Source organism: Dapis brunnea BLCC-M229, assembly GCF_050015995.1.
Lineage (GTDB): Bacteria > Cyanobacteriota > Cyanobacteriia > Cyanobacteriales > Microcoleaceae > Trichodesmium.
Genome location: NZ_JBNHEP010000114.1, coordinates 1 through 13,663, shown reverse-complemented (window position 1 = coordinate 13,663; position 13,663 = coordinate 1). Strand labels below are relative to the sequence as shown.

At 37.2% G+C, this 13,663-nt stretch carries 10 protein-coding genes, 1 tRNA gene, 1 pseudogene and 1 other annotated feature; of the genes and pseudogenes, 10 read left to right on the top strand and 2 right to left on the bottom strand.

Annotation, left to right across the window (positions count from 1 at the left end; all coding sequences use genetic code 11):
• The first annotated feature begins 125 nt into the window (after positions 1-125).
• Positions 126-1,198 (top strand): annotated as a pseudogene (locus tag ACP6PM_RS14035) (IS701 family transposase).
• A 1,179-nt stretch (positions 1,199-2,377) separates the two neighbouring features.
• Here the strand turns inward: ACP6PM_RS14035 and groL are convergent.
• Positions 2,378-4,060: a chaperonin GroEL gene (gene groL / locus ACP6PM_RS14030; RefSeq protein ID WP_426585573.1), complete on the bottom strand. Its 1,683-nt coding sequence runs from the start codon at positions 4,058-4,060 to the stop codon at positions 2,378-2,380.
• Positions 4,061-4,621: 561 nt separating this feature from the next.
• Entirely contained in the window at positions 4,622-6,385 is a 1,764-nt protein-coding gene (locus ACP6PM_RS14025; protein ID WP_426585571.1) for a DMT family transporter, read from the bottom strand.
• A gap of 138 nt (positions 6,386-6,523) precedes the next feature.
• Between ACP6PM_RS14025 and ACP6PM_RS14020 the strand changes: the two genes are divergently transcribed.
• The 9 genes from ACP6PM_RS14020 to rplL all read left to right on the top strand — a co-directional run bounded on the left by ACP6PM_RS14020 (position 6,524) and on the right by rplL (position 13,085).
• Complete coding sequence (locus ACP6PM_RS14020) at positions 6,524-7,798, top strand: RNA-guided endonuclease InsQ/TnpB family protein (protein WP_426585569.1); 1,275 nt, start codon at positions 6,524-6,526, stop codon at positions 7,796-7,798.
• 72 nt (positions 7,799-7,870) lie between these two features.
• Positions 7,871-8,254 carry a 50S ribosomal protein L19 gene (rplS, locus tag ACP6PM_RS14015; protein WP_293092340.1) on the top strand — a complete coding sequence of 128 codons (384 nt, stop codon included), beginning with the start codon at positions 7,871-7,873 and terminating at the stop codon, positions 8,252-8,254.
• A gap of 103 nt (positions 8,255-8,357) precedes the next feature.
• Positions 8,358-8,430, top strand: a tRNA-Trp gene (locus ACP6PM_RS14010).
• An 830-nt stretch (positions 8,431-9,260) separates the two neighbouring features.
• Complete coding sequence (gene secE, locus ACP6PM_RS14005; RefSeq protein ID WP_293092315.1) at positions 9,261-9,485, top strand: preprotein translocase subunit SecE; 225 nt, start codon at positions 9,261-9,263, stop codon at positions 9,483-9,485.
• Entirely contained in the window at positions 9,482-10,156 is a 675-nt protein-coding gene (gene nusG / locus ACP6PM_RS14000; RefSeq protein ID WP_426585567.1) for a transcription termination/antitermination protein NusG, read from the top strand. Before secE ends, nusG begins: the two co-directional genes overlap by 4 nt.
• Entirely contained in the window at positions 10,156-10,581 is a 426-nt protein-coding gene (gene rplK / locus ACP6PM_RS13995) for a 50S ribosomal protein L11 (protein WP_094673750.1), read from the top strand. The genes nusG and rplK overlap by 1 nt, the downstream gene beginning before the upstream one ends.
• Positions 10,582-10,792: 211 nt before the next feature.
• Positions 10,793-11,509 carry a 50S ribosomal protein L1 gene (gene rplA / locus ACP6PM_RS13990; RefSeq protein ID WP_426585566.1) on the top strand — a complete coding sequence of 239 codons (717 nt, stop codon included), beginning with the start codon at positions 10,793-10,795 and terminating at the stop codon, positions 11,507-11,509.
• Positions 11,510-11,538: 29 nt separating this feature from the next.
• Positions 11,539-11,729, top strand: a sequence feature (ribosomal protein L10 leader region).
• Positions 11,730-11,894: 165 nt separating this feature from the next.
• A complete protein-coding gene (rplJ, locus tag ACP6PM_RS13985; protein ID WP_426585564.1) occupies positions 11,895-12,467 on the top strand; it encodes a 50S ribosomal protein L10 in 573 nt (190 codons plus the stop codon).
• Between the two features lie 213 nt (positions 12,468-12,680).
• Entirely contained in the window at positions 12,681-13,085 is a 405-nt protein-coding gene (rplL, locus tag ACP6PM_RS13980) for a 50S ribosomal protein L7/L12 (protein ID WP_293092328.1), read from the top strand.
• Positions 13,086-13,663 lie beyond the last annotated feature (578 nt).

Here is a 13,663-nt window from a genome sequence, read left to right as displayed (position 1 = left end):
ATGCAAAGACATTAGATATAGTTTGTTCTCAAATATGTAGATGTTGCTAATTGTAAACAAATTTTGCCAAAATACTTTCAATTATTATAAAATTATATTATTGTTAATTTTAGCTAACAATATGAATTTTAACTATATTGATCCCATACCAATATTTACTTAATTCTCATACAAATTATACTATTACAAACTTAGCAAATCACCTAGAAAATATTAGCCATGACAAGATAAATCGTTATTTGAGAATAGAAAAATTTGATTCTCAAGATTTATGGAGAAATGTTCAAAAAGAAATTGTGCCTAATACAGATGGCTATTTAATCTTTGATGATACAGTTATCAACAAGGAATATGGTAATAAAATTGAGTTAGTCCGGCGACAGTATAGTGGTAATCAGCATCAAGTAATTCGTGGTATAGGGATAGTAAATTGTATATATTTTAATCCAAAAATAGAACAATTTTGGCTTATAGATTATCGAATTTATGACCCAGATACTGATAATAAAACCAAAATAGATCATGTTGAAGAAATGATATTAAATGTGGTAAATAATAAAAAATTACCATTTAAGACTGTGTTAATGGATAGTTGGTATGCAACACAAAGATTAATGGGATTAATAGATAACTTAGGAAAAATTTATTACTGTCCCTTAAAAATAAATCGTTTAGTCGATGATACTGGTGGTGTAGAAAAATATAAAAACATAGGAGAATTAAGTTGGAACTCCTCAGAAAAAATATCAGGTAAAATAATTAAAATCAAAGGTTTTCCGAGAGATAAAAAAGCGAGTGCGTAATTCTGAGGTTTCCTCAGAATGTAAGACGCACTCAAGACAGTCAAGCTATTCTGGGCAACTGTTTCTACCAACAGAACAGAATATATTGTCACTAATGACTTAGGTCAATCTTCGCATTTATGCTGTAGAATTTGAATCTCAAACTAGATGGAAAATAGAAGAATTTCACAGAGAAATTAAGCAATTAACACGCAAGCGAATTTTGTCAATGTCGTCTCAGGGACATTCAAAAAAATCACATAGCCTGTGCTATGTTAGTCTGGAATTTCTTATGCATATTAGCAGTGAAAATAGGAAAAACTATTTATCAAGTCAAACATGAATTACTCTCAGATTATCTGCTCCAAGAACTGAAAAAGCCCACAATAAAATTCAGGGCTATTTTTATTTTATAGGTGTTTTTTACCCTTGTTTTGACAATGGTATTTGTCTTGAGGCGATCGCTACATTTTTTAAAAGCGATCGCTCTATTTGCCATACGCTATATATAGTGTCTTTGCGTAAGTCCTGAACAAGTTACAGATAGATGCTGATGTAACCCTACATTACTACTTCACCTAGCCAATCTTACATTACGCAATTTACTGTTTAGAGAAGTCATTGAGGAGTTAATTGAATTAGCCAGCCCTAACTATTGTCTAATAGATGAATTAAACATCAATTATCGCAAAAATCAGCGTTTGCTCTCGGGGAACGGATGTTAGAACGCTAATTTTTTACCAAATAAATCCTTAAACCTTTATCTGTAAATACTTTTAGATTGAATTAGCCAGCCCTAACTATTGTCCAATAGATGAATCAAACATCAATCGCTTATAACGTAGGTTGGGTTGAGCCTGCGAAACCCAACATATACAAGGTTGTTGTTAGGTTTCCTTAAGGCGAACTATGCCTACTTTTTTCCAAAATAAATCCTCAAACCTTTAGAATGTAAACAGTTTTAGATTAAATTAGCCAGCCCTAACTATTGTCCAACAGATGAATCAAACTTCAATCGCTTATAACGCAATACGGTTCATTTAAGACGAAAACTCCTATGATATGGAACCATTAGATAGGCTTTTCAGACTACAGAACTGTCAAAAAAATCCTTAACTGAACCGTATTGTTTTATCACTGATTATCCGGACATGATATTACTTCTTGCTGCTCCCTGTTCCCTATTTTCCAGAGAGGTCTAATAGAGATTGCTTCGGCTTCCTTAACTCTTTAAAATTGAGGTTGAGTCTAATATCACCGCCTCGCAATGACAGCCATGGTTTTTTTATAATAAAAATTGCTACTTTATTATAGCGCTTTTTATTAACATAGAATACAGAGATTTTGGCTTAAAGGCAGAAGGCAGACTGCAGAAGGCAGAAGTTTTGTAGTCTACCTTTGTGAAAACCGCTATAAATTGCAAATCCTTAAGTGGACAAGCTGGAAGCTTGTGGTACAAAATAATTATGGGTGTGCTTTAGTAGCACACCCATCTATAAACAGGCTACTTGTACATAACACTACAGAAAAGTGTTAAGACATTAATAAAATTGGAAACCCTGTACAAGCAATAGCTGATAGCTGATAGCTATAAATTACATCATTCCCATGCCAGGCATACCCATGCCACCCATGCCGCCCATGCCGCCCATGCCACCCATGCCGCCCATGCCGCCATCCATATCAGGGCCAGCAGCTTTCTTCTCAGGTTTCTCGACAACAACAGCTTCAGTAGTTAATACCATACCAGCGATGGAACCTGCATTTTGCAACGCGGAACGTACCACCATCGCCGGGTCAAGAATACCAGCACTAATCATATCTTCGTATTCGCCAGTTATCGCATTGTAACCAACACTAAAATCAGTAGAACGTACTTTCTCTACAACTACCGAACCTTCTGCACCAGAATTATCAGCAATTTGACGCAAAGGAGCTTCTAAAGCACGCTTCACAATATCAGCACCAATTTGCTCTTCATCTGTTAAGCTACTTTTTAGCTCATCAATCTTAGTAGACAAGTTAATTAAAGTAGTACCACCACCAGGAACAATACCTTCTTCCACAGCAGCTTTTGTCGCATTCAAAGCATCTTCAATGCGTAACTTCCGATCTTTGAGTTCGGTTTCTGTAGCAGCACCAACTTTAATTACTGCTACCCCACCAGCTAATTTAGCGATCCGCTCTTGTAATTTCTCTTTGTCATAATCAGAGTCGCTCTCTTCAAGTTGTTTGCGAATTTGACCTATCCGCTTTTTCACTTCTTCTGCTGTTTCTCCACCAGCAACAATAGTTGTATTATCTTTATTAATAGAAATTTTGCGACCAACACCCATCATATCCAAGTCTGCCATCTCTAGACTCAGACCAACCTCTTCCGAAATAAGTTGACCACCTGTCAAAATAGCAATATCTTGCAGCATTGCTTTACGGCGATCGCCAAAACCAGGAGCTTTCACAGCAGCAACATTCAATACACCCCGTGCTTTATTCACCACCAAAGTAGCTAAAGCTTCCCCTTCAATATCCTCAGCAATAATCAATAAAGCTTGACCAGCACGAGCAACCTTTTCCAGTACCGCTACTAAATCCTGAATAGAACTAATTTTCTTATCAGTAATTAAGATCCGAGCATTTTCAAATTCCACAACCAACCGCTCTTGGTCAGTCACAAAATAAGGGGAAAGATAACCACGGTCAATTTGCATTCCTTCTACAACTTCCAATTCTGTAGAAAGGGACTTAGATTCTTCAACAGTAATTACCCCATCCTTGGTAACTTTCTCCATTGCTTCAGAAATCATTTTCCCTACTTCTGCATCACCACCTGCAGAAACTGTGGCAACCTGAGCGATCGCTTCTCCTTCTACTGGTTTAGCAACTGTTTCTATTTCTTTGACTAGCTGATTAACAGTTTTCTCAATCCCTTTACGCACTGCTACTGGGTTCGCCCCAGCAGCTACATTTTTGAGACCTTCTTTAATCATAGATTGAGCTAAAACTGTAGCGGTAGTTGTGCCATCTCCAGCAATATCTTTAGTTTTAGATGCCACTTCTTGGATTAATCTAGCTCCAGTATTTTCTAGAGGATCTTCTAATTCAATATCCTTCGCTACGGTAATCCCATCATTAACAATCTGGGGAGCGCCAAATTTTTTCTCTAATAATACATTTCTACCCTTTGGACCCATAGTTATGCGGACTGCATCAGCTAAACTATTGATTCCTCTTTCTAGAGCGCGTCTGGACTTATCATCAAACTCTACAATTTTGGCCATATAATTTCTCCTATTGCTTCCAAATAAAAATTTAGCACTCGATAGTGTAGAGTGCTAGTTCGTGGAAACCGTACATTGAATAATGGATAATGGATAATTGATAATGAAAACTATAGCAATCAGGAATGAGATGTGAGAAGTCCTGCATGAACAAAGTTTAATATAATGACAATACCATTTATATCCTCTTCTCAAAAATCATAACTGACTGCATATATCAATGAATAATTGATAATGAAAACTATCTCTAACCCCATGTGTAACTTTTCTCAACTTACGGAATTTAAGTAGTTATGAAAATAACCTTTTCAGTCTTATGGCAATAAGCCGTTGTATTTTAGTAGAAAGTTGCACACCGCGTATAAGCTGTTAAGCATCTAAATTGGTTATTTTCGCTGATGGGGAGATGGGGGGATAGGGAGATGGGGTAGGATTTGACGGTTTCTTCCCTAGTTTGCTAATACCCAGTTTAAAAGTGTCTTAGCTTATCTAATTATTAATTATCAATTATATAAAACATAGCCATTTTTAGGAGGTACTGATAACTGATAACTAAATTTTTTAACTTGTCTTTTGCTTGGCTCCAAACATTCTTTCAAAACTCATTGCAGCAACACCAATAATTACCAATATCATGCCAAAAACCTGTTTTATTCCCAATACTTCTCCAATAGTCAAAAGGGCAATTAAAGCAGTTAAAGCCGGACCAAAAGTACCAACAATAGATGCTCTTGCCGCTCCGGCAAATCTAATAGCAAAACTATTTAATACATAGCTAGAAAGTGTTAAAATTCCTAGAATAATACCACCAACAATTAAACCAGACCACACAGTAGGATCGATATTAGCTGACCATTCTACAGGTTTAGGCATCATTAAACCCAAAGCAGAAAATACAAAAATCCCAGCAAAATTAATTAAACTAAAGGGAATAGGATGAAGCTTTCCTGCGGACATTTGTGTTAGTAAAACATATCCAGAAAAAGTAATACCAGCACCTACTCCAGCCAAAACTCCTTGTTGATAATTACCAGCTCCACTAGGAAGAACTAAAATTGCTCCCAAACCAATAATAACCATCGCACAAATTCTGACAAGAGAAGGGCGATCGCCAAATAATCCCCAAGATAATAAGACAGTAATAATTGGATAAATAAAGAAAATTGTAATGGCAATACCAGTAGGTATATTACCAATAGAAATATATATTAATACCTGAGATAAGAACAAAAAGAAAGCACTACCAATAACTTTCCACCATAAGGAAAAATCTTTGGATTTGATGAAACGCTCAATATCACTCCAAACAGCAGGATACAGAAATGTCGCTACTATCGGCATCAATAACATTACTACTATCAGCCGTACTAATAAAATTAATAAAGAATTACCAAAGCTAGGATTTATTAATCCTGGCATTGAAAATAAACCACCAAAAATTTGATGTGGTTGTGGTACTGTATTGAAAATAATCTTGACACAAACATTAAATAAAGATAGCAATGCTGCTGAAAGTAAAGCCAAAGTTAAACCAACCTGAACTTGAGAAGCAGACTTTTGAGGTTTAGTAGTAGATTCAGGTTTAGGTACAGGCTGTTTTTCTGGGGACTCCACAGGTGACTCAACAGGAGTTGATGTTTCACTAGAAGTAGTATTTACTGAGTTCCTAGACCCAGACTGAGAAGTTTGATAATTTCCTGATGAAACTGCATTATTTCTTTCTAGCTGTGCCTGAAGGCGACTGACCAAAGTTTCTAGAATGACCTCACCCTGCTGTTCCATACCACGCATATTATTTAGTTGCACAGAAAGGTCACTTTCGTAACTGTCCAACTCCTGTTTTAGGCTGTCAAATGTTCTGCTCAAAGTAGCAGACAAAGAATATTCCAACTCATTAGCAGACTCATAATAGTTATCTGGAGGATTAGTCATTGGTAATTCTCCTCCTGGAAAAACACCTGGTTGTAATCCTGGTTGTAATCCTGGGTCAACATTCTCCCTTAACTCTCTAATTTTATGGCCTAACTGTTGTTGCAAATTATTGGCCAGAACTTGGGCTAACTGTTTGAGCCATAATTGTTGCTGTGCTATTTGTCGCTGAGACAGAGATTCTAGTTGTTGAGATTGCAACTGTTCATATTGTTTCCGTAATCTATTTACATCCTCATTAAGCTGTTCTTTCTCTACTCTTAGTCTGTTTACATCTTGGCCTAACTGATTTGCCAAATTTTGACGAAAACTGTCCAAGTCTTGAATCACTAACTTCAGGACTTCTTCTGCTGATTGAGGAGTTTCGGCTCCCTGATTTGAAGGTTGAGTATTCATCTTAATTTTTCGGTAAGTGTGAAACCAGCCTGTTTTAATGGCTGGAGGAAAACGACGGGCGCGGGTAATAAAGCGCAATTGCCTTGACGTCTATGAAGGTTTTCGCTATAATAGTTATTATACGGCGAAAACCAAATTATGTATTTAACCCAAAAGAACAAAATTAGAAATTTGTCTAGCCAAGAATTTAAAGCCTTGAGACAATTGTGCAGATTGTCCAAAAATATGTACAATGTAGGGCTTTATTCTGTGCGACAATTCTATTTTGCTGAGGGTGGATATCTAAGATACGAGTCAAATTACCATTACTGCAAAGATAATGAAAATTATCGGCTACTTCAAACTGATATTGCACAACAAACTTTAAAAGTTGTAGATAGGTCTTTTAAGTCGTTTTTTAACTTAATCCAAAAAACTCAAGAAGGACTATATAGGTTTGAGCAAATACAATTACCTAGATATCTAAATAAGGAAGGTTATTTCCCTCTAATAATACCTCGAATTCAGGTAAAAGATGGATATTTCAATATCCCAATGTCTAGGAAATTTAAGGCTGAATATGGTTTAGTAAAAATCCCTTTTCCTGCAAGATTAGCTGATAAGAATCTCAAGGAAGTTAGGATAATTCCTAGATTTAATGCCAGGTTTTTTGAAGTAGAATTTATTACAGAAGAGGAACCAAGGCCAGTAGTAAAATCTAATAATGCACTAGCAATAGACCTTGGTTTAGACAATTTAGCAACTTGTGTATCAAATACTGGGTCATCGTTTATTTTGGACGGTAGAAAACTTAAATCAATTAATCAGTGGTACAACAAAGAAAATGCTAGATTACAATCTCTAAAGGATAAGCAAGGTATTAAAAATTTAACCAAAAAGCAAGTTAGCATTACAGTAAATCGAAACAATAAAGTTAGAGATTACTTAAATAAAGCTGCTAGATATTTAATCAACTGGTGCATAGATAACAGTATATCCAATATTGTTGTAGGTGTTAATCCAGGGATGAAAAAAAATATCAAATTAGGCCAAAAAACTAATCAGAAGTTTGTACAAATACCACACAATGTTTTTAGGTTCAAACTAAAAGCTATGTGTGATAGATACGGGCTAACTTACACTGAACTTGAGGAATCTTATACGTCTAAAGCTAGTTTTCTAGACAAGGATGAGATGCCTGTTTACAATGCTGATAATCCAAGGGAATATAGTTTTAGTGGCCAACGAATAGTGCGTGGTTTGTACAAAACTAAGCAAGGAAAATTAATAAATGCTGATGCTAACGGTGCGGCAAATATTGGAGTCAAAAGTAACCTGAATGGGTTTATTCCGGACAGACTAGAGGCATCTTTGGCTATGCCATTAAGGGTAAAATTTGACGTGAGGAAAGTCCGTCAAATTTATTCCACTTAAGAATCCACGCGACTAAAGTCGCGTGGAGTGTCAATGATATATAATAATAGATTGTGAGTTTTAATAAGTATGATGAAAGCCCAAGAAATAATTTCCTCGATTGAAGCTGAAGAAATAGAAAAGTTCAAGCAAGGCTCGAAAAAGAAAATTCCCCAACTTTATGTAGGTGACACTGTAAAAATCGGAGTCAAAATTATAGAAGGAGGAAAAGAACGGGTCCAACCCTACGAAGGTACGATTATTTCCATGCGGAATGGAGGGATAAACGAAACTATTACAGTCCGTCGTGTTTTTCAAGGTGTAGGAGTAGAACGGGTATTCTTGCTTCATTCTCCTAGGATTGCTAGTATTAAATTAATCCGTCGGGGTAAGGTGCGTAGAGCTAAACTCTACTACTTGAGAGATCGTGTTGGTAAGGCCACTCGTGTGAAGCAAAGATTTGATCGTCCTTTATAGCGTCAAGAAGAATCTCAAAAATTCTCTGCAACTTGATCAAAAGTTATGTTATAGTGAAAAAAGTCGTCGAGGTAGATTAGATTTAATCTAACACCTCAACTATGCGCTCTTAGTTCAGTTGGTAGAACGCAGGTCTCCAAAACCTGATGTCGGGGGTTCGAGTCCTCCAGGGCGCGCTGAATCAGTTAGTTAAAAATACTTTTTCCTTTCCTAAGATGCCCAGGTGACTCCAACCAAACCTATCTTAATACTTAGGGAATCTCTATTTCAGCTCGGCTTTCCTGACCCAAAGATTTATCAAAATATTGGCAGAAGACCCACGTTATCCATCTCACCTAGCCCTCCTTTCAAAGGTATCCCTTTTGTGAAGCGAGGGATTGGGGTGTGTGGCGAGAGCGCTCCCCAAATTACGGCTTGCAGGAAAAAAAACGTATTTTTAAATATATTTTCTCTGCCGAAATATCCATTGAATAGCAAATCCATAACTTCTCTGTTTTGTCAAATTTTATGTTCAGGAAGATGTTGATAAAGTATAGCTTTCAAAGGGAGGAACAAAAGAGGGAATAGATCAATGCAACATTGATTTGCATTTCTGCCTGAAATTTGCTACCCTAAATAAGGTAGCTGGTCTGAAAATTGCAGTCTTTGAAGCAACCATAAAAACGGAAAGAGGTTCAGCCTTCGAGGCTGGTGCTATATAAAGCAGAACGGTACTTTTCATCTTTAATTTTGTAGCAATAAACTTAGTTGCTGGGAGGCACTCAGAAACTTTATAATGGACGGGTCGGAAAACGTAAAACTAGTACATTCGTGCTTCAGTATATAATTAAACGTTAACCCGTCTAAAGGAGCTTCTGTGGGTCTTATTGTTGCTTCCTGTAGAGCCTTAGTAACTAGATGGCTTTTGAAGCACCACACCCTGAACCATGAGGTTGAGAGAGCTACCGTTATAGCATAAGCCGAGCGGTGGAATAATATCACAAACTTAGGGGAGAGATCAATTATTGTGGCCAAAAAAGAGGATATAAGAGTACAAGAAAATAAGGAAGGTTTTAGTCCTGTAACTTTTTTCCAAGAAACAAAAGAAGAACTAGATAAAGTAGTATGGCCAAGCAGAGAGCAACTTATAAGTGAGTCTGTTGCTGTACTATTGATGGTTATTCTCTCAGCAACAATCATTTACCTAGTAGATGAGTTCTTTAGTTGGGCAGCCGGGGTGGTGTTTGGATGAATTTATATTCAGAAGAAACACAAGAGAAAAAACAATCAGACCAAGGAGGAGAAGAAACTAAAGAGTTTGCTAGAGGAGAGCTGCGCTGGTATGCAGTACAAGTTGCCTCTGGTTGTGAAAAACGGGTTAAAACTAATTTAACTCAGCGCATTCAAACTCTTGATGTTGCAGATAAAATATTGAAAATAGAGATTCCTCATACACCTGCAATTAAGCTTCGTAAAGATGGTAGTCGCCAACATAGTGAAGAAAAAGTTTTTCCTGGCTATGTATTAGTACAAATGAAGCTAAATTGGAATGAGGAACAGAAAGAATGGAGAATTGATGATGAAGCATGGCAAGTTGTCAAAAGTACCCCAAATGTGATTAACTTTGTAGGGGCTGAACAAAAGCGTCGCTACGGAAGGGGTCGCGGTCATGTTAAACCATTACCTCTAAGTCCTTCAGAGGTAGATAGGATATTTAGGCGAGCTCAAGAGCAAGAGCCAGTCCTAAAAGTAACAGTGGCAGAAGGAGATCACATTACAGTGCTTTCTGGGCCATTTAAAGACTTTGAAGGTGATGTGATTGAGGTAAGTCCAGAAAGAAGTAAATTGAAGGCGCTATTATCCATTTTTGGACGTGATACGCCCGTAGAATTAGAGTTTAATCAGGTAGAAAAGCATAACTAATGGCAAAAAAAGTCGTGGCGCTGATTAAGTTGGCTATTACGGCCGGAAAGGCTAACCCTTCTCCGCCTATTGGTCCAGCTTTAGGTCAGCATGGTGTGAATATTATGGCGTTTTGTAAGGAGTATAACGCCAAAACTGCAGACCAAGCGGGTACAGTAGTACCAGTAGAAATCTCAGTTTATGAAGACCGTAGTTTTACCTTTGTTCTAAAGACCCCACCTGCAGCAGTATTAATCAAAAAAGCAGCAGGTGTGGATAGGGGGTCAAGTGAACCACACAAGACAAAGGTAGGCTCTATTACCCAAGCTCAACTCCAAGAAATTGCCCAAACAAAAATGCCAGACCTCAATGCTAATGACATTGAAGCTGCAATGAAAATTGTGGCAGGTACAGCAAGAAATATGGGTATTACGATCGCTGATTGATTAGACTTCTTGCAGAAGTAAGGGAATAGGGAATAGGGAATAGGGAATAGGGAGATGAAATTGTTTATTTCAGATCTTGAATTGATTTAATTAAAACTTTTCCAAGATGTCTATTTTATAGAATTAACCAATTTCTAATTAGAGTACAAACTGAAAGTAAAAAATATTAGGGGGAGAAGCAGAGTTTCGTTAAGTACCCCAGGAGGATTAAATGCCAAAAAAAGTCTCTCGTAGATTACAAGAACTGAGAAAAAAAGTAGAAGAGCGAGCTTATGAACCAGAAGAGGCACTTCAACTTTTAAAAGAAACAGCTACAGCAAAATTTCCAGAAGCAGCAGAAGCTCATATTCGTTTAGGGATAGATCCTAAATATACAGATCAACAACTACGAACTACAGTAGCCTTGCCCAAGGGAACAGGTCAAACAATTAGAATTGCCGTCATTGCCAAAGGTGAGAAAGTTAATGAAGCTCTAGCAGCAGGAGCAGACTTAGCAGGTTCAGAAGAGCTAATTGAACAAATTAGTAAAGGTATGATGGAATTTGACAGATTAATCGCTACACCTGATGTGATGCCTCAAGTAGCAAAACTAGGTCGTTTACTAGGACCGAGAGGTTTAATGCCATCTCCCAAAGGCGGTACTGTAACTTTTGACTTGACACAGGCAATTGACGAATTTAAAGCAGGTAAGTTAGAATTTAGGGCAGACCGAACTGGTATTGTTCATGTTATGTTTGGTAAAGCTTCTTTTTCACCAGAAGATTTACTGATAAACTTAAAAGCTCTACAAGAGTGTATTGACCGCAACCGTCCTTCTGGTGCAAAAGGTCGCTACTGGCGTAGTGTATTTGTATCGGCAACGATGGGACCATCAATTGAAATTGAGGTTAATAGTTTGCGGGATCTAAAATTAACGGAAGCAGCTTAATTTAAATTTATTTAGATTTTTCAAGCTAAACAATCAAAATTGAAGAACTGAAGACAGTAGGTGCTAATAGCTTAATTTCCTGCCGAGGTTCAAGAGTTAATTATTCAAAGATAACAATAGAGGGTTTTGTCAAAGACCCTAATTTAATTGCTTGATTTGGATTTGATAATTCTTAGCCCTGGCAGATACCAAAATCTGCCAGGGCTTTTGATTTGTCAAGGAGCTTGAATCTGAGAAATGCGGTGGGCTGACCCCTCAATGCCTGTGGATGATCAACCGCTGACGGCCTCAGTGGAAGCAAGGGACGTTGCATGCAACGTCCGTACACACCAATTTGTCACATAATGTGACGCTTTGTATCAGTTTTATAAGGCAGGTGATAAATATGGGCAAAACTAAAGAACAAAAACAGGAGATGTTGGCAGATATCAAGCAAAACTTGAGTGAAAGTCAGCTAACTCTGGTGATTAATTATCAAGGACTATCTGTTGGTGAGATTACAGACCTGCGCAGGAGACTAATACCCACAGGTAGTGCTTGTTCAGTTGCTAAAAATACTTTGATGGGAATTGCTGTTAAAGAAGATAGCAACTGGCAACCTATGGAACAGTTGCTGGCGGGTTCTAATGCTTTTCTCTTCTTGAAGGATGATATTGGTGGTGCAATTAAGGCATACCAAGATTTCCAAAAAGCCACCAAGAAAACAGAATTTAAGGGTGGCGTCATGGAAGGACGACTCCTGACTCAAGAGCAAGTCAAAGCGATCGCCGATCTGCCATCCAAGGAAGAGTTACTTGCTCAAGTGGCTGGTGCTATTAACAGTATAGCTACTAAGTTGGCTATTAGTCTGAATGCTGTACCTACTCAACTTGCTACTGGTATTAATGAGGTTCCAGCTTCTGTAAACAGAGCTATTAAAGCTATCTCAGACAAAGAGCAACAAGGTGATGCTGCCTAATATAGCATTATGCGCAAGGCGCGAAGTCAGAAGTAATCTCTGACTGGGTTTGAGCATTTAGGAATGTCTGTTCCCTTTGCTTCGACTTCTATACAAATAAAACGATTTTTTTGGCTGATATTTTATCAATTTTATGACTAAAGTTCAGATAATAAATAGTCAAAATTATCCAAAACAAATAACTGTAAACTAACAACAAATAGGAGATTAATAATGTCTGCAAAAACTGACGAAATTCTCGAACAACTTAAGTCACTTTCTCTGCTAGAAGCATCTGAATTAGTTAAACAAATTGAAGATGCTTTTGGTGTTAGTGCTGCTGCAACTGGTGGTGGTATGATGATGCCTATGGCTATGCCAGGAGCACCTGGTGCAGCAGCAGCAGCAGAACCAGAGGAAGAGCAAACCGAATTTGATGCAATTTTAACAGAGTTTCCATCAGATAAGAAAATTGCTATTCTTAAAGTTGTTCGTGCCATCACAGGTCTAGGTCTGAAAGAAGCAAAAGATTTGGTAGAATCTGTACCCAAGCCACTGAAAGAAGGTATTGCTAAAGAAGCTGCTGAAGATATTAAGAAGCAATTAGAGGAAGCAGGGGCTAAGGTAGAAATTAAGTAGTTATCTTTGGGAAAATATTAGTGAATATGATTCACTATAAAATTAGAGAATATTCCTAGACTTTTTTGTAAGAGCTTGTATCAAAGATACAGGCTCTTTTGTATGGAAATTATATGTTGAGTCAGAAGTTATACTAATACCATTTATCAAAAACTTTTCTACCCATATCTTGAGTAGGGGATTAGGGACGTTCCATGCAACGTCCGTACACAGAAGCAAACATCAGAATAATTAACATTAACTTGCTAATGAAGATTTAATATCATGTTCGGATAATCACTTATAATAAAGTATATGGTTTGTAGTATAGCTCTCAGCCCGAACTGTAGATAGGGCTGAGAGCTATACTACGAACTTTAATTATAATAACTATTTAACCGAACATAATATAACTCCGCATGAATTTGGTATAGTGCCCTCTATCCATTTTGGTTGAGAATTAATTAAACTATTACGTTATAGTTTTTAGATTTTAGATTAAGTCGATAGGGTAGCCATCCCTCTGTTGCAGGTTGAGAATTAATTAAACTATTGCGTTATAGTTTTTAGATTTTAGATTAAGTCGATAGGGTAGCCAT

Coding starts and splice junctions, on each gene's coding strand:
- rplS (WP_293092340.1), top strand. CDS start 7,871: ATGAAAGCCCAAGAAATAATTTCCTCGATTGAAGCTGAAGAAATAGAA.
- rplK (WP_094673750.1), top strand. CDS start 10,156: ATGGCAAAAAAAGTCGTGGCGCTGATTAAGTTGGCTATTACGGCCGGA.
- nusG (WP_426585567.1), top strand. CDS start 9,482: ATGAATTTATATTCAGAAGAAACACAAGAGAAAAAACAATCAGACCAA.
- ACP6PM_RS14025 (WP_426585571.1), bottom strand. CDS start 6,385: ATGAATACTCAACCTTCAAATCAGGGAGCCGAAACTCCTCAATCAGCA.
- ACP6PM_RS14020 (WP_426585569.1), top strand. CDS start 6,524: ATGTATTTAACCCAAAAGAACAAAATTAGAAATTTGTCTAGCCAAGAA.
- rplA (WP_426585566.1), top strand. CDS start 10,793: ATGCCAAAAAAAGTCTCTCGTAGATTACAAGAACTGAGAAAAAAAGTA.
- groL (WP_426585573.1), bottom strand. CDS start 4,060: ATGGCCAAAATTGTAGAGTTTGATGATAAGTCCAGACGCGCTCTAGAA.
- rplL (WP_293092328.1), top strand. CDS start 12,681: ATGTCTGCAAAAACTGACGAAATTCTCGAACAACTTAAGTCACTTTCT.
- rplJ (WP_426585564.1), top strand. CDS start 11,895: ATGGGCAAAACTAAAGAACAAAAACAGGAGATGTTGGCAGATATCAAG.